The following is a 17,122-nucleotide window of genomic DNA, read 5'->3' as shown; positions in this document are numbered from 1 at the left end:
GCGGGAGCTTGCTCCCGCTGGACTGCGCAGCAGGCCCAACTCTATTCACTCGCTCGTGCTGATACACCGAGTTGCCTGGTTTTAGGCCTGCTACGCAGTCCAGCGGGAGCAAGCTCCCTCGCCACAAGAGCGGGTTAGCGTTTCACAGCAGCAGGCTTGTTCAACTCTGCCCGCTTGCTCAGCAAATCAAACACCGCCGGATAGGCCGGCCGTTCGACGTAGCGCCCGGCACCACGCTCGGCGCGCAGATCGCCATCGGCCCATACCACACGCCCCTGGCTGATGGTGTGGCTCGGCACACCGCGCACGGTTTTGCCCTCGAAAATATTGAAATCAACCTGTTGGTGGTGCGTCTTCGCCGAAATGGTCCGCGTGCCGTGCGGATCCCACAGCACCAGGTCGGCATCGGCGCCGACACGAATGGCCCCCTTGCGCGGGTACAGGTTGAAAATCTTCGCCGTGTTGGTTGAAGTTAGCGCGACGAATTGCTGCATCGATAAACGCCCGGTGTTGACCCCCTCATCCCAGAACACCGCCATGCGGTCTTCAATGCCGGCCGTGCCGTTGGGGATTTTGCTGAAGTCGTCACGGCCGGCGGCTTTTTGCTCGGCGCAGAAACAGCAGTGATCGGTGGCGGTGGTGTGCAGGCTGCCGGATTGCAAACCGTGCCAAAGCGCTTCCTGGTGGCCGCGAGGGCGGAACGGCGGGCTCATCACGTAACCGGCGGCGGTCTGCCAATCCGGGTGCTGGTAAACGCTATCGTCCAGCAACAGATGTCCAGCCAGAACTTCACCGTAAACCTGTTGACCCTTGCTGCGCGCATAGGTGATTTCGTCGAGGGCTTCCTTGGTCGAGACATGCACCAGGTACAGCGGCGTGCCCAGGGTTTCAGCGATCCGGATCGCGCGACTGGCGGCTTCACCTTCCACTTGCGAAGGGCGCGACAGCGGGTGCGCTTCCGGACCGGTCATGCCTTGCGCCATCAGCTTGCGTTGCAGGTGATAAACCAGTTCACCGTTTTCCGCATGCACGGTCGGCACTGCGCCCAGTTCCAGGCAACGCTCGAAGCTTGCGACCAAGGTGTCGTCGGCCGCCATGATTGCGTTTTTGTAGGCCATGAAATGCTTGAAGCTGTTAACGCCGTGGTGGCTGACCAGCTCGCCCATGTCCTCGCGAACCTGCTCGCTCCACCAGGTAATGGCGACGTGAAAGCCGTAATCCGAAGCTGACTTCTCGGCCCAGCCGCGCCACTGGTGAAAGGCTTCCATCAGTGATTGCTGCGGATTGGGAATCACGAAATCGATGATCGAAGTCGTGCCCCCGGCGAGACCCGCAGCGGTGCCGCTGAAAAAGTCTTCACTGGCCACGGTGCCCATGAAGGGCAACTGCATGTGCGTGTGCGGGTCGATGCCGCCCGGCATCAGGTATTGGCCGCTGCCGTCGAGCACTTCGGCGCCGGCGGGAATATCGAGGTTTTCACCGATGGCTTTGATCACGCCGTCCGCGCAATACACATCGGCACGATAACTTTCATCATGGGTAACAACGGTGGCGCCACGGATCAACAAAGACATGCCGAGTTCCTCGCAGGCTATGACCGACTTGTGCCGGTTCTAAGTGTTTTATATGGAGCCGGCGTCAAAAGGGGTATTCCTGTCAACGCTGTCAGGAATAGAAGCTAGTCTTAGAATTACGAATCAGCAAGAATAATTTTCATAAGCTTATATCAATCTTAAATAGTTGAAATATAAGAACTAATTATGCAAATCACCAAAATGGTGAGCCTCATCACCATTTTGACGCACTTGACAGGATCCGATTATCGACAAGATTTTGTATATGAAATCAGCCGCTTGAGAATGGTCTATGGTTGATGCGCAGTGTCAGAAAAAAAGAGCGATGCACCACTTTGAGTCTTGACCGTATCGACAACTTGTCCGGCATTCGGCCTGAGTGCCTCTCAAGTTGCTCAACGCTCTCCGAAATGCATTTATAAAAACAACAACATCAATACGTTACAACGAGTTATGGAACTGCCCGATGCGCAAACGGAGTGCCCGGCACGGTTATTGATGCCGCCAGCCCCTGATGAGCAAAAAATAATTCAAAGAACAGTGGAGCGGCCATGCAACAGATCAGATCGCAAGTGACCGAACGCGACGGCTTGTTCGAGCTCGAAGCCGGCAGCGACGTCCTCGACAGTCCCCGTTACAACCACGACATGGCACCGACCAAGGTGCACGAGCGAACCTGGAACAAATGGCACATCACGGCCCTGTGGGTCGGCATGTCCATCTGCGTGCCGACCTACACCCTCGGCGGCGTATTGACCGCGTATTTCGGTCTGAGCGTTGGCGAAGCGTTGCTGGCGATTCTGTTCGCCAACATCATCGTGTTGATTCCGCTGACGCTGAACGCTTTCCCGGGCACCAAGTACGGCATTCCGTTTCCGGTGTTGCTGCGCTCGTCCTTTGGCATTCTCGGTTCCAACGTGCCGTGTCTGATTCGGGCGCTGGTGGCGTGCGGCTGGTTCGGCATCCAGACGATGTTTGGCGGGCTGGCCATTCACCTGTTTATGGGCTCGGTATTCGAGGGCTGGAAATCCCTCGGTGGTACCGGGGAAGTCATCGGCTTCATGCTGTTCTGGGCGCTCAACCTGTGGGTGGTGATTCGCGGTGCCGAGTCGATCAAATGGCTGGAAACCCTCTCGGCGCCACTGCTGGTTCTGGTCGGCGTGGGCCTGTTGGTCTGGGCAACGCCGAATGTGTCGATGACCGAGCTGATGGCAATCCCGCCCAAGCGTCCGGAAGGCGCGAGCGTGGTCAGTTACTTCGCCGCGGGGCTGACCGCGATGGTCGGTTTCTGGGCGACGTTATCGTTGAATATTCCGGACTTCAGCCGCTATGCGAAAAGCCAGAAGGATCAAATCGTCGGGCAGATCATCGGCTTGCCGCTGACCATGTTCCTGTTCGCCGCGCTGGGCGTGGTGATGACCGCCGCCTCGGTGAAGCTGGTTGGCGTGACCGTGTCGGATCCGGTGTCCCTGATCGGGCACATCCAGAGCCCGGTATGGGTGGCCATCGCTATGGCTCTGATCATCATCGCCACGCTGTCGACCAACACGGCCGCGAACATCGTTTCACCGACCAACGACTTTCAGAACATTGCGCCAAAGCTCATCAATCGCACCAAAGCGGTGATGCTGACCGGGCTCGTCGGCCTGGTGCTGATGGCGCATGAATTGTTCAAGAAGCTCGGCTTGATCGTGTCCGACGTGAGCCTGGAAACCGTTTATTCGAACTGGTTGCTGGGCTATTCAAGTCTGTTGGGGCCGATCGCCGGGATCATGGTGGTGGATTATTTCCTGATCAAGAAGCAGCACCTGGACCTCGCCGGGTTGTATCGCGACGACGTTTACCCGGCGTGGAACTGGTTCGGGTTCATCGCGTTCGGTGTGCCGGTGGCGTTGACGCTGCTGTCGCTGGGCAGTGACGCGTTCAGCTGGTTTTACAGCTATGGCTGGTTCACCGGCTCGGCGTTGGGCGGGGTGATTTATTACGGTTTGTGCGTGATGAAGCCGCAGCCTTCGACCGTGAAATCTGCGGTGTAGCGCATGGCGCTTTCGCGAGCAAGCCCGCTCCCACAGGCGGATGCAATCTACATGTGGGAGCGAGCCTGCTCGCGATGACGGAATCAGATTCCCCCGATTACTGCCTTAAAAAACCTATAACAAACGCCTGAGGAGATCCCCATGAACGCAGCCGTAGACGTTCTGCAATCCGCTCACCAGCACATCAACCGCGACCGCCTGTGGCACTCGCTCATGGAGCTGGCCACGCTCGGCGCCACCGTCAAGGGCGGTGTCTGTCGTCTGGCCCTGACCGATCTCGACCGTCAGGCCAGGGACATTTTTGTCAAATGGTGCGAAGACGCCGGTTGCTCCGTGAGCATTGACGGCGTCGGCAATATCTTCGCCCGTCGCTCCGGGCGCAATCCGGATCTGCCACCGGTGATGACCGGCAGCCACATCGACACCCAACCCACCGGCGGCAAGTTTGACGGCTGCTTCGGCGTGCTCGCCGGCGTCGAAGTGCTGCGTACGCTCAACGACCTCGGCGTAGAAACCGAAGCGCCGCTGGAAGTGGTGGTTTGGACCAACGAAGAAGGTTCACGCTTCGCCCCGTGCATGATGGGCTCGGGCGTGTTCGCGGAGAAATTCACCCTTGAGGAAACACTGGCCAAGGTCGACGCCGAGGGCATCACGGTCGGCGAAGCGCTCAACGCCATCGGTTATGCCGGCACGCGTGCCGTCAGCGGCCATGCGGTCGGCGCCTATTTCGAAGCGCACATCGAACAGGGGCCGATCCTTGAGGACGAACGCAAAACCATCGGTGTCGTCATGGGCGCGCTCGGGCAGAAGTGGTTCGACCTGAAACTGCGCGGCGTCGAAGCTCACGCCGGTCCGACGCCGATGCACCTGCGCAAGGATGCCCTTGTCGGCGCGGCCATTATCGTTGGCGCGGTCAATCGTGCCGCCCTTGGCCATCAGCCTCACGCCTGTGGCACGGTGGGTTGCCTGCAAGCCTATCCGGGCTCACGCAACGTCATTCCCGGCGAAGTTCGCATGACGCTCGATTTCCGCCATCTGGAACCGGCGCAGCTTGATTCGATGATTGCCGAAGTTCGCCAGGTCATCGAATCAACCTGCGAGGCGCACGGCTTGTCTTTTGAGCTGACACCGACCGCGGACTTCCCGCCGCTGTATTTCGACAAAGGCTGCGTCGATGCCGTGCGCGGTGCAGCGCACGGTTTGGGCTTGTCGCACATGGACATCGTCAGCGGGGCAGGGCACGACGCTATTTTCCTCGCCGAGCTCGGCCCGGCCGGGATGATTTTCGTGCCGTGCGAAGGCGGCATCAGCCATAACGAAATCGAAAACGCAGCGCCGGATGATCTCGCGGCAGGTTGCGCGGTGCTGTTACGAGCCATGTTGGCTGCGTCGGCAGCAATCGCCAAGGGGGGCCTCGCTGCATGAATTGACGACCGTTATCAACGCAAAGCTTGCTCCCGAGCCGACCGCAGATTCTGTGCTCGGCCCAATCTGCAGGAGCAAGCCTGCGCTTACCGATGTGCATTGTTTGCTCGCACTATCTCAACCCTCTGCGGTCGACATCTTCACAGAGCGCCACCCGCTGGCGTGACAAGATATGTGGAGAGCCAATGAGCCAGGACGTCCTGTCAACCGAAACCAATCGTCGCCATTTGCAGCAGATCATTGCCGGCTTGTCCGACGGCGTGATCGTGCTGGATCCCGATCAAACCATTCGCTGGGCGAATGAGGCTGCGCTGGCCATGCATGGGGTGGCGCAAGTCAGTGATATAGGGCGCAACGCGAAGGAGTACGCCAAGCGATTTGCGCTTCGTTATCGCAATAATCACACTGTTCCGGTCGATAATTACCCGATCCAGCGTGTGTCGCGCGGCGAAGTTTTCGACGATGTGCTGGTCGAAGTGACTCACGCGGATAACGATGAGCGCAACTGGGTGCACAAGGTCCGTGGCATGGTGCTGACCGACAACCAGGGCGAAGCGGAGTCAATGGTGTTGATCATGGACGATGTCACCGAATGGGCCAGTGCCGAGCAGCGCTTTGAAAAGACTTTCAACGCCAACCCGGCGCCGGCGGTGATCTGTCGTCTCAGCGATTTGCGCTACATCAAAGTCAATTCCGGTTTTCTGGAAATGACCGGATATGCCCGCGATCAGGTCATCGGCACGGCTACCTATGAGCTGGATATTCTGGAGGGTGCCGAGAACAGGGACCTCGCCAAACAGCGCTTGCGCGAGGGCGCGACCATCCCGCAAATGCAGGCCGAGCTGAACCTGCCCGAAGGCGGCAGCAAGCAGGTGATCGTTGCCGGCCAGCCACTTGAACTGAATGACGAAGCCTGCATGTTGTTTTCCTTCGTCGACGTTGAGCCCCGGCACAAAGCCGAAGTGGCTCTGCGACAGAGTGAAGAGCGCTTCGCGAAAGCTTTCCGCCTCAGTCCGGTACCGATTGTGGTGTGCAGCGCGCAAGATCAAGTGGTGATGGATGTCAATGAAGCGTTTCTCGACACCCTGGCGTATCCCAGCGAAGAAATACTCGGAAAAACGATCAGCGAACTCGATTTTTTTCATGACAAGGGCGCCAGTGCCCGATTGTTTGCGGCACTGGAGAAGATCGGCAGTCTTGACCGCATCGACGTAACCTTGTGTAAAAAAAGCAATGAGCTGATCGAATGTGCGGTTTCGGCAGACACCGTGAACATCCAGGACAGCCCCTGCTATCTGCTGGTCCTCATGAACATCACCGAGCGCAAGCGAACCGAGCTTGAACTGGTAGCGGCGATCGAGGAGGTAATGAAGGACGCGTCCTGGTTCAGCCGCACGCTGATTGAAAAACTCGCCAACGTAAAAAGCGTCAACTCGCCGAAACTTCCAACTGTCTCCTTTACTGATCTCACGGCGCGAGAGCGCGACGTTCTGGGCCTGATCTGCGAAGGACTGGCTGACAAGGAAATCGCCGCCCGACTTAAATTGGCACCCAATACCGTGCGCAATCATGTCGCGACGGTCTACTCCAAACTTGATGTACACAGTCGCAGTGAGGCGATCGTCTGGGCACGCGAGCGCGGGCTGTTTTCCACCGAGCGGCGGCCGGCCGGTCGCTGAGGTGCAAATGCACTAGTTGCGCCAGTGCAAATTGATGTGGTGGCGCGGAGCGGTGGTTCTTAGTCTGTGAAGGTGCGCTACAAGTCTGCATCGGTAGTGCATCCCTTCAAAACAGCAAAGGAACAGCCTAATGGTCGCAGCCACCTTGCAGTCGATTGTGCAGGGTAGAGGTCAGTCGAAATGATCTCCCTTACACACTTGCGTACGCAGCTCGAGCACAGCTTTTCGCCGCTGGCTTGCGAGTGCACATTGACCGGGGATCACTCATTGACGGTCAAGCTTTATCACCCGGATTCTGGCCAGGTGGACCTGGTTGTCAGCGGCTTGAAAGTAGCGAATTTGCGCACCCCGGCGTCGGTGCAGGCATTAATTGAAGAGCTGCGCTACGAACTCCAGAGCAACAGTCTCCCGCGGTCCAATCCAGTCATGTAGTCGCCATCGCCAGCGTTGATTATTGCTACCTGACTCGATATTTCCCCGGACTTGGCTGGTTTGCTACAACTGGCATTCACGACTGAGTGAGCTATAAGAAATACGATGGCTATTTCTCTGTGATGCGCTCGCAAGGTTCTATCGGCGTTCGCGGTATCGCAGACATCTTTCGTTCCTTACTGCGGGTCCGCCTATGAACAGTCTTGGGAAACGCGTTATCGCATCGCTTTCGTTGGTCTTTTGCGTTGCCATCCTTGGTGGCTGTGCCAGTCCGCCACCGCCGGCCCCCGCTGCTGCGCCGCCCGCGCCACAGCGCACCTGCGACACCTCTGAACAAACTGACGTGCTGGGCGATATGCGTGCGGACGGGCAGGTGACACGGGTGACCACGCTTACCCGATGCGTCACCCAGTAGTTGCCGCGAGCGGTGTTTATTCTTTATAACGAATAAATCTATACGGACTGTCAATTCTGACAGTCCATCTGCTTTGGATTTTCTCGATAGTGGGTTGGCCTGTGTTTAAACACCGACCGACCCATTATCGAGCCTTCGCCATGAGCATGCTTTCAGATCCCGTATTTGCGCCAGTGGTGACACCTTTGAAGAAAAGGAAGTCGACATGATTGATTATGAAAGAGATCCCTGGGCGGACGCGATCCTGACGGTTAACGGCAAGTCGGTTGAGCATCAAAATGGGCGAGGGTGTATTCGACGTTACAGATGTTCCTGGCTTTCAGTAAGTCATTTTTATTGAGTTAAGTTGTCGGCATTTTTCTCGTAAATCGTTTTGATTTTCAGCGATTTGAACGTCGCTCCGTTTGCTATGTGCGCCCATCACCGATGTTCGAGACTATCCTTTAAGTCATTGGAGTTGCGTTATGACCGACACGATAACACCCGGGCCCGCTGCTCCATGCCGTGATTCAGCGCGCCAAGCAGGCTCTTGGGATGGTGCAGAATTTTATGTGGAAGGCGAAAAATTAGTTCACGGTCTTCGCTTTGGGTTGCTTGCCGCAAGAGAGAGCGTAATTACCATAAAGGCTCCGGGTATTACCCAGTTGTCCATGGTGCTGGTTAACGAAGGCAGCTTGAAGTTAACTTCCACTCCGGAATTCGGAAGCCTCCTTCCTCTGATCAACGGAGTATTTCAATGCACGGTCACTCCGCAAGCAGGTCAAACAGGCAAAGGAACTTTCGTGTTCTACAGCCCGGATGTAGACACTGCATTGGAATTTGATTTGAGCGTGCCTGGAGCGCTCTTCACTTTTGAAAGTCTTTCCCTAAACCCTTTGCCTATTCCACCCGATAAATTTCTGTTGCCTGCAGGCGTGCCAGTGGTGAGGATCGTTGCGTATCTTAGGGATTTAAAAGATGTTCCATTGGCGAATGTGACTGGAAAGTTTTTTCATCCCGACATGACGCCGCGTACCTTCACGACAAGCGCCAGTGGCAGACTACATTTTGCAGTGGTAAATCATAATTATCCGACCGGCTTTAACTTTACAATTGCAGCATTGGCAGAGTTACCTGAAGGGATCGTGGTAATAAGGCTGATTGTAGAAGTGCAATAGCGGCTTTCCTTACTGCTCAGAATATTGAAGTGCTTACGCAAAACACGGCAGTAGTGACAATTTCCTGATATTACACGTTTGAAGAGAAGGGGGTGGATATGACGGGTCATGGAAAGAATCCCTGGGCGGACGCGGTCCTGAAAGTTCGTGGCAAATTGGTGAACCCGGACGCCGGCATTGTGCTGCTCCGCGACGAGGGAAACGAGATCAGTCTCGAGGGGGTGTCAGACATCATAGAAACCGTCGGACTGCTTCTCTCGGACGGAGGTGGCTTGAACGTAGACGCCAATCCCGCCTTCGAGGCCTGGAACCCTCCTGAGGAGAAGAAATTCGTCTGGACAGTCACCCCAGGTGCCGGCAAGAGCGGCCATATCAAGCTGCTTCTGATCAGTCGCGAGGGGGAGCCAATATCCTGGGAGATCTCTTGCCGGGTGCTTTCATCTAATCTCAGCGACGAAGCGGATGTAATGCTGGACGGCACCGCGATATCGCCAGACGGTGAGAACTTTATCGGCGGCGCGACCCGTAAGATCACAATGTATTACAAGAATGGATATGTACTAAAAGATATCCCGCTGACTCTGGACGTGATACCTGTAGCCGGAGTTGAAACAAGTGACTTTCAGAGTAATCCGTCGCTGGGTGATCCGTCGGTCGCGCATCAGTGGGAAATTACGCCGTCCGAGAAATATGGAAGTTTCAAGTTCAAATTGGCCACTGCAGCGGAAGGGGCATGTCTTGTTTCGTCGCTGAATCGCCTGGAGCCGAGCGTTAACTTCAGGTTCATCGATCTGTTAGATCGACCTTTGCCTTTTCCACCGGAACTGACAACTGTCCATAAAAATCTTTTGTACGCGGCCGGCGTCGTATTGAAGACGAAAGATGACGAACCTATGGTGGACGTACCGATAATTTTTCGTATTCCAGAACATGAAGTATTCAGCGCTAAAACCGGGGTTGCGGGTAAGGCTGCTGCAGGGCTAGTCAAATTCACGACCGTAGGAAAAAGAGAGCTGAGTGCGGTGGCATCGCTTCCAAGTGGTGACGTCACTGTCGAGGCATGGATAAACGTGGTTTGATCAGAACTGCCAGTAGCCGGCAATTACATATCGACTAAGCAGTAATCGCGACAACTTTTCATTCGCTGGAAGACAAGTTGAAGGGATGTAACGTGAAAATCCTTATTTATGTAATCACCCTTTGAATGGAGGTGCTATTTCTGTCATAAAAAAGTTGGTGGAGTGACATGAACAAAACTGTTAGTGCTAACAGTTCTTCCGTTCGCCTATTGCTCGGTATTCCAAGGATCAATGTTTTTAAAACCCACCACTGACTCTCGAGGCCGTCATGACCGTCCTGTTAAAACCCGATTCAGCTGAGCAAGGCCCTGTATATATATGCCACGGCGCTGAAGGCGATTTTCACCACACGCTCAAAATAGCGGGAATGGCGGACAGCATCTGGTTCGCTGGAAAAATCAGTCTCAATTTCGCTACCGGCGAGACACCTGGAATCATTACCGATCCCCCAATCGGCGAGCTTCAGACATTCGATCTGAAGGGCGTTGAGTGGAAGCTCCATTGTCCGGCAGGAGGAGTCGACCGGTCATTTGAATGCTGGGTGCAAAGCGAATACACGGCGACGCCTCCCAGAGTCCACATGCATTTAGGACATTACCGCCGGATTGTTCTTGATGCCCGAGCCCCCATCAAGGCGCCAGTGGCAGGTGACAACGTCACGGCTGCGGTGACTGTCGGATCCTATTACACCAACGAGCGCCTGGACGGTATTGATGTGGAGTGGTCCGTCAATGGAGATTACATCGCGACCATTCCCACCGATGTCAGCGGCGAAAGTGCGTTCAGCCACACTGTCAGGCTCCAGGACAGCACTATCAAGGCGACCATTCAGAGTCCCTATGACGGCCCCCCACAGGAAAAGGAGTTCGAAATGACTGTTTATGAACAAAGCCCCTGGACGGAAGCAATCCTCACGGTCAACGGTAAGCAGGTGAAATGGAATGACCCAATTGTGCTGCTCCGTGGAAAGGACAACGAGCTCAGCGTAGAGGTGGAACCAGCGATCGCAAAAAGTCTTAGATTGGAATTGGTGGAAGACGGCGGCTTGAGTGTCGCAGCCTTGCCAGCGTTTGAGACGTGGACGGATCCGGTTGGAGAGAAATTCAACTGGACTATTACTCCTGAATCCTCCAAAAGCGGCCATATCAAGCTGCTTCTACTCAGCCGCGATGTGGACGCGCCTTGGGAACTTTCATGCCGGGTACTGTCTTCCGATCTGGCTGATGAAGTGGCGAAAATTCAGGTGAATGGTAATGATATTCCACTTGAAGGTGTCCTGTTTTTCCGCAACGAACCCATGACAGTCACTGCGGTGCCAATGGATGGCAGCCCGCTGGCCGGCGGTAGTTTGGAGTTAAAAGCTATTCCGTTGACCGGGGTCTCCGATGCCAATCTGACTGTGACCCGCAGAGACGATCTCACTTGGTCAGTGAACGCCCACACGTTGAGTGGCACCTTCAGGTTTGAGCTGGTAGCGACCGACGTGCCCACCGGTATTAACTCGCCGGTTTGCAAAGTGATGTCGCGCTGGTTAACCGAGGAAGTGGATAAGATCAAGGTGGATGGTGTTGACATTCCGGCAACGGGAGTTACGTTCTTCAGGAATGAGTCCAAAACCGTCACTATTACCTATAAACAGCACAGTCCCCTGCAAGGCCACCCGTTAGAACTGGCGGGAGTTGAACTCAGCGACGGAATGTCGGGAAATGTGGATGTAACCAGCACAGGAGCGCACACGTGGGGGGTAAACGCCCACACGAACAGCGGCACTTTCAAACTTGAATTGAAAGGTACCGACATGACCGTTAGGGTGAAGACTCCGGGCTGTAAAGTGATCTCTCGGGATTTGTCGGCAGAAGTGGACAAAGTACAAGTGGAGGGCATCGATTACCCTCCCGCCGGTATTGTCCTGTTGCGCGACGTGCCTCAGACGGTGACCGTAATCTATAAGGACAATAGCCCACTCGCAGGCCATCCACTGACGCTGACACCGACAGTCGCTGCAGGTCTGCAACCCTCTGATGTGAAAGTGACTACTCCTGGCGGTCATACCTGGACGCTGACGGCATCAACCCGCAGCGGTACGTTCTGGCTTGAACTGAACGGACACGAGATGAGGAGCGGCATAAAACTGGCCACCAGTAAGGTTTTGTCGCGCAATCTGGCGGATGAAGCCGAAGTGCTGATAGATGGAGAACCAGTGCCTGCCGAAGGTACAGCGTTCAGAAAAAATATAAGTCGGTTAGTGACACTCAGGCCTAAACCTTCGAGTCCGTTGAGTGGTTATCCGATAAAACTCAAACGTCGTTTGATTGAGGGGCTTGAGCCTGGGGATCTGGTCAGTGCACCGAATTTTGACTTGGAGCAAAGTGCTCATCGTTGGGACGTTACCGGGTTAGCAAGCAATGGCACTTTTGAATTGAGCTTCGAAGGTGCTGGCATGACTTCAGCGCTGACAGCGCCTGTTTTTCGGGTACTCGGTTCTGTGTCTGATTACTTCACTATCCAACTCGACGGCAAACAGCTGGCCGAAGGCGAGAAGATGCTGTTTACCCGGTATGGACTGCACAAAATCACATTCATATCGAAAGCTGGCGCGCCAGCCAGTCTCAAACTGAGCTGGGGCGTAACCCCGCCGGAGGGGGTTGAAATGTTTCCTGCTGCAGATGTATCTCACCCGGTAGATCCCATCAAGGGAGCTTCCTGGGAGATAAGATGCACTGCCTTCGATGGCAATTTTTCGCTGATAGCCGACTCTGAGAATTTACCTGCGCCTACAGAGGAATTTCCGGCCTCAGTGGCGGCCGGTTTATATCAACTGACTTTTCACATATTGGGCATACCTATGCCCTATCCACCAACAGTGAGCGACGCACCTTATGGGTCAAGTGTATATCCATACGTCAAAGTTGTTACGCATGAAAACCTACCTGTTCCCGGAGTCGAGGTGGTCTTTATTTGCCCGCATTTTGCCGACGGATACGGCACCACTGACAATTCGGGAATAGCTAAAAGTTCGCAACATATTCAGTACGAAGCGCTGGGGACTTATGAAGCGATTGTGAAAACAACGGCAATGACAGGTCAGGCTTCGATGATGCGATGGCTGATCAAGCGGATCTGACTCGCTCATTGTTTTTTAAGCAACTGTAATAAAAAAAGCAGCCTCAGGCTGCTTTTTGTTGTGCCATGAATCAGCTCACGACAAAAACCCACCATCCACATTCAGCGAAACCCCCGTCGTATAACTCGACGCATCACTCGCCAGAAACAACACAGCACCCGCCATCTCGCTCGGGTCCGCCACACGTTTCAGCGGAATCTGCGCCAGCGCCGTTTTCAGGATCGCATCGTTCTTCACGAGCGCCGAAGCAAACTTGGTATCAGTCAGACCCGGTAGCAAGGCATTGCAACGAATGTTGAACTGCGCACATTCCTTGGCGAATACCTTGGTCATGTTGATTACCGCAGCCTTGGTCACTGAATAGATGCCCTGGAAAATCCCCGGGGAAATACCGTTGATCGAGGCCACGTTGATGATGCTGCCGCCGCCGTTGTCGCGCATCAGTTTGCCGGCTTCGACCGACATGAAGAAGTAGCCGCGAATGTTCACGTCGACCGTCTTCTGGAAAGCCCCGAGGTCGGTGTCCAGTACGTTGCAGAATTGCGGGTTGGTCGCTGCGTTGTTGACCAGAATGTCGAGGCGGCCGAACTGTTCGCGGATGCCGGCAAAGACCTGGCTGATCTGTTCCATTTCACCGATGTGGCAAGCGACCGCGGTGGCTTTGCCGCCAGCGGCGATAATGGCGTCGGCGACGTGCTGGCAGCCTTCGAGCTTGCGACTCGAGACGATCACGTGGGCACCTTGCTGGGCCAGCAATTTGGCGATGGCTTCACCGATGCCGCGGCTGGCACCGGACACAAAAGCGATCTTGCCATCGAGGTCGAACAACTGAGTTTTGGACATGGGATTCCCTTATGAAAGGTCTTGTTATTGGTCAAGGGCCATCAAAGGCTGGATTTCTGGATGACCTGCAGGCTCATCTGCTCGAGCAGTTTGTTCATGTGAATAAACGGCGCGAAGCGTTTGTCCTGGGTCTGACCATGGAAGAAACGGTAATAGATCTGCTGCACGATACCGGCCAGGCGAAAGAGTCCGTAGGTGTAATAGAAGTCAAAATTGTCGATCTGGATCCCCGAGCGCTGCGCGTAATAATCTACGAATTCGCGGCGGGTGAGCATGCCCGGCGCATGGCTCGGCTGACGGCGCAGCAACTGCACCGGCGCCGGGTCGCCGGCTTCGATCCAGTAGGCGAGGGTGTTGCCCAGATCCATCAGCGGATCGCCCAAGGTAGTGAGTTCCCAGTCGAGCACGCCGATAATCTGCATCGGGTTGGTCGGGTCGAGGATCACGTTGTCGAAGCGATAGTCGTTGTGCACGATGCTTGAAGTCGGGTGATCGGCGGGCATCTTGTCGTTAAGCCAGGCCTTCACCGCCTCCCACTGCGGCGCGTCCGGGGTCAGCGCCTTTTCATAGCGCTCGCTCCAGCCCTTGATTTGCCGCGCAACGTAACCTTCCGGTTTACCCAGGTCGCCCAGTCCGCAGGCGTTGTAATCGACTTGGTGCAGTTCGACGAATTTGTCGATGAAGCTCTTGCACAATGCTTCGGTTTTCGTCGAGTCCAGGCCCAGTTCCGGCGGCAGATCGGAGCGCAGGATGATCCCCTTGACCCGCTCCATCACGTAGAACTCGGCGCCGATCACTGACTCGTCAGTGCAGTGCACATAGGCTTTCGGGCAATACGGGAAACCGTCGCGCAATTGATTGAGGATGCGGAACTCGCGGCCCATGTCGTGGGCGGACTTGGCTTTGTGGCCGAACGGCGGGCGTCGCAGGACGAATTCCTGTTGCGGGTATTCGAGCAGGTAAGTCAGGTTGGACGCGCCACCAGGAAACTGGCTGATGCGTGGCAAACCGCTCAGGGCTGGAATGTGCGCTTTGAGGTACGGATCGATCAGGCTGGCATCGAGTTCTTCGCCGGTGCGGATTTGGGTGGATTGGTCAGTAAGCGCCATGCTTATCCCTTCTGCTTATTCTGGAGGCCTGAAACTATTGGCTAATCTAATGCGCGCACTGGGCAGCCACAACTAGGATCACCCCTTATAGGTGAGCGTGTTGCCGGGCAATCATTGCTCTTGATACGCCCGTTTGAATTGTCCTACAGGACCGCCTGACTCTCCGCTGCCGGCAAGTCAATGGGTGTCAAAACCGGTTGCCCGGAAAAGAATGCCGCCAGGTTGCGGCCGACCAGTTCGACGGTGCCCTTGGTAGCTTCCGGCGACAGCCCTGCAACGTGCGGCGTCAGGATCACGTTGCTCAGGGCCTTGACCGCGTCTGGCACCAGGGGCTCGTGATCGAATACATCGAGTGCTGCGCCGGCAATGCGTCGCTGTTCAAGAGCACCAATCAAATCAGCAGTCTGAATGACGCTGGCGCGCGCGATATTCACGATGAACCCGTTAGGTCCCAGGGCGTCCAGCACCGATCGGTTGATCAGATGCCTGGTGCCCAGTCCGCCAGGAGTGGCGATCACCAGAAAGTCTGAAGCGCGCGCCAGTTCAGTGGGCGTTGAGCAGAATGCGTAAGGTACGTCGCTGCGCTGCTGGCGGTTGTGGTAACTGACCTTCATCTCGAAACCGTTGGCGGCGCGTTTGGCAATGGCCATCCCGACCGCGCCGAGCCCCAGAATGCCCAGGTGCTTGCCGGCCAGCGAGGGGCGCATGATTTTCGGCCATTCCCCACGGCGTACGGCGGCGTCGCAGCGGGGAATGTCACGCACCAGTGCAAGCAGCATCGCCATGGCGTGGTCGGCGACCGAGGAGGCATTGACGCCGGCGCCGTTGGTCACGGTGATGCCGCGGTCGGACGCAGCCTGCAGATCGACGTGTTCGTAACCGGCGCCGATCACGCAGATGATCTTGAGCAGGGGCAGGGCGGCCATCTCTTCGGCATACAGGCCCAGAGGCCCGCGCGTCAATACGGCATCGATTCGCGCACCGTGGGTCGCGATGGCCTCAGCGCGTTCAGCAGGAGTCGGAGCCAGAATCAGGTGGAAACCCTGATGTTCGAGGATCGGCAAATAATCGTTGATGGTTTCAACCAGTACCAGAACGGTTGCGGGCATGCTGGGCTCCTGTGGCTCGAATATCGCTTGAGGGTGCTGGCTCGAATCTGCTTTGGCAATGAGCAAAGACCACCGCCTCCAGATGATCATAGCCGCATCGACGACGGAAGATTTTTGGCGGACGAGAAAGTTTGTTGCCGCATGAAAAATTTCATCGAGCAGAGCAGAGCCCCAACACGGGGCGTGAAATCATCACAATGCGTATTGAGCGATTCCGGCACCGAACGACCAGTTTTCCTTTTTCACTTCAACCAGATTGATGAACACATCTTCGAGGCGTATCGCCAGTTGCGCATTGAGGCTTTCGGCGATGGTCTTGTAGAGCAACTTCTTCTGGTCGACGGTTCGGCCTTCGCTCAGGGTGATTTGAATAATTACCAGGCTGTCGGTGCGCTGAATGCCCAGGTACTGCGGGTCATAGATGAAGTGCTGTTCATCGTGTTCGGCAAGAATCTGAAAGTTATCGCTTTCCGGCACGTTGATGGCGCTGTGCATGGCCGCGTAGATGAGTTGGCCGATGCGTTTGGCGTACGTGGGATCGTCTTGCTGTTTGATGCTGACGCGGACCAGTGGCATGGCGGGGACCTCCAGTTGGATGAGAATTGCTTGTGAATGCATGACGGTAGACGGTTATCGAGGGTGCTGCTGTTTGGCGTTCCCGCTTTATGAGACATGGATGCGTCTGGCAATTGCTAACGGGTTGTATTTGGGGCTGCTGCGCAGCCCAACGGGGACAAGTCCCCTCGCCACAGAAGCCCGTTCCCGCAGGGTAAATCGATGGTCAGTTGCCTGATCCACACCACCGCTCTTCAGCCAAGTCTTTGCTTCTGTTCATTTATCCCGGACAATCGCGCCCCTGTTTCGACCAGGGCGCTGCCTGTCGGATTTTTCCGACTCGTCCTGGCCGGGTAGCAACTGACCGGAATGTGGAGATCCCACCGGATGAAAGATCAGGCCAATAGCGTCGATGAACGCTATGTAACGGCGACACCAGCGACGCTGACAAGCTGGAACCGCCATGACACCACCTGGATGCTCGGCCTGTTCGGCACAGCAATCGGTGCCGGCACGCTGTTTTTACCGATCAATGCGGGGCTCGGCGGTTTCTGGCCGTTGCTGATTCTTGCCGTGTTGGCATTT

The 17,122-nt window shown here is 55.8% G+C and carries 12 protein-coding genes and 1 pseudogene; 8 read left to right on the top strand and 5 right to left on the bottom strand.

Translation table 11 applies throughout. From position 1 onward, the window contains the following. Window positions 1–134 precede the first annotated feature (134 nt). Window positions 135–1,574, bottom strand: coding sequence for a dihydropyrimidinase (gene hydA / locus DU29_RS0118760; protein WP_028623058.1), 1,440 nt, complete (start codon window positions 1,572–1,574; stop codon window positions 135–137). 551 nt (window positions 1,575–2,125) lie between these two features. On the opposite strand from hydA, the gene DU29_RS0118750 reads away from it, so the two are divergent. The 7 genes from DU29_RS0118750 to DU29_RS0118720 all read left to right on the top strand — a co-directional run bounded on the left by DU29_RS0118750 (window position 2,126) and on the right by DU29_RS0118720 (window position 12,921). Beyond that, window positions 2,126–3,610: an NCS1 family nucleobase:cation symporter-1 gene (locus DU29_RS0118750; protein ID WP_028623057.1), complete on the top strand. Its 1,485-nt coding sequence runs from the start codon at window positions 2,126–2,128 to the stop codon at window positions 3,608–3,610. Between the two features lie 141 nt (window positions 3,611–3,751). After that, window positions 3,752–5,035 carry a Zn-dependent hydrolase gene (locus DU29_RS0118745; RefSeq protein ID WP_028623056.1) on the top strand — a complete coding sequence of 428 codons (1,284 nt, stop codon included), beginning with the start codon at window positions 3,752–3,754 and terminating at the stop codon, window positions 5,033–5,035. Window positions 5,036–5,220: 185 nt separating this feature from the next. After that, window positions 5,221–6,714: a helix-turn-helix transcriptional regulator gene (locus DU29_RS0118740; protein WP_028623055.1), complete on the top strand. Its 1,494-nt coding sequence runs from the start codon at window positions 5,221–5,223 to the stop codon at window positions 6,712–6,714. 180 nt (window positions 6,715–6,894) lie between these two features. Further along, window positions 6,895–7,146: a DUF1652 domain-containing protein gene (locus DU29_RS0118735; RefSeq protein WP_028623054.1), complete on the top strand. Its 252-nt coding sequence runs from the start codon at window positions 6,895–6,897 to the stop codon at window positions 7,144–7,146. An 879-nt stretch (window positions 7,147–8,025) separates the two neighbouring features. Then, window positions 8,026–8,718: a hypothetical protein gene (locus tag DU29_RS0118730; protein ID WP_028623053.1), complete on the top strand. Its 693-nt coding sequence runs from the start codon at window positions 8,026–8,028 to the stop codon at window positions 8,716–8,718. A gap of 92 nt (window positions 8,719–8,810) precedes the next feature. Further along, the gene (locus DU29_RS0118725; RefSeq protein ID WP_028623052.1) at window positions 8,811–9,797 is read left to right on the top strand and encodes a hypothetical protein; all 987 of its coding nucleotides are present in this window, start codon (window positions 8,811–8,813) and stop codon (window positions 9,795–9,797) included. A gap of 268 nt (window positions 9,798–10,065) precedes the next feature. Next, window positions 10,066–12,921 carry a hypothetical protein gene (locus tag DU29_RS0118720; protein WP_028623051.1) on the top strand — a complete coding sequence of 952 codons (2,856 nt, stop codon included), beginning with the start codon at window positions 10,066–10,068 and terminating at the stop codon, window positions 12,919–12,921. A 75-nt stretch (window positions 12,922–12,996) separates the two neighbouring features. Here DU29_RS0118720 and DU29_RS0118715 read toward each other — a convergent pair whose 3' ends face one another. From DU29_RS0118715 to DU29_RS0118700, 4 genes are all read right to left on the bottom strand, one after another. Beyond that, entirely contained in the window at window positions 12,997–13,764 is a 768-nt protein-coding gene (locus DU29_RS0118715; RefSeq protein ID WP_028623050.1) for an SDR family oxidoreductase, read from the bottom strand. Window positions 13,765–13,805: 41 nt separating this feature from the next. After that, window positions 13,806–14,873 (bottom strand): phosphotransferase family protein, encoded by a 1,068-nt coding sequence (locus tag DU29_RS0118710; protein ID WP_028623049.1) that lies wholly within the window; start codon window positions 14,871–14,873, stop codon window positions 13,806–13,808. A gap of 143 nt (window positions 14,874–15,016) precedes the next feature. Continuing rightward, a complete protein-coding gene (locus tag DU29_RS0118705; protein WP_028623048.1) occupies window positions 15,017–15,982 on the bottom strand; it encodes a 2-hydroxyacid dehydrogenase in 966 nt (321 codons plus the stop codon). Between the two features lie 192 nt (window positions 15,983–16,174). Further along, window positions 16,175–16,558: a tautomerase family protein gene (locus DU29_RS0118700; protein ID WP_028623047.1), complete on the bottom strand. Its 384-nt coding sequence runs from the start codon at window positions 16,556–16,558 to the stop codon at window positions 16,175–16,177. 366 nt (window positions 16,559–16,924) lie between these two features. On the opposite strand from DU29_RS0118700, the pseudogene DU29_RS01000000130180 reads away from it, so the two are divergent. Then, window positions 16,925–17,122 (top strand): annotated as a pseudogene (locus DU29_RS01000000130180) (HAAAP family serine/threonine permease); the annotation flags it as partial.

The sequence above is a fragment of the Pseudomonas sp. Ant30-3 genome, from assembly GCF_000690905.1.
Classification (GTDB): domain Bacteria; phylum Pseudomonadota; class Gammaproteobacteria; order Pseudomonadales; family Pseudomonadaceae; genus Aquipseudomonas.
This window is presented reverse-complemented; position numbering and strand designations above follow the sequence as displayed.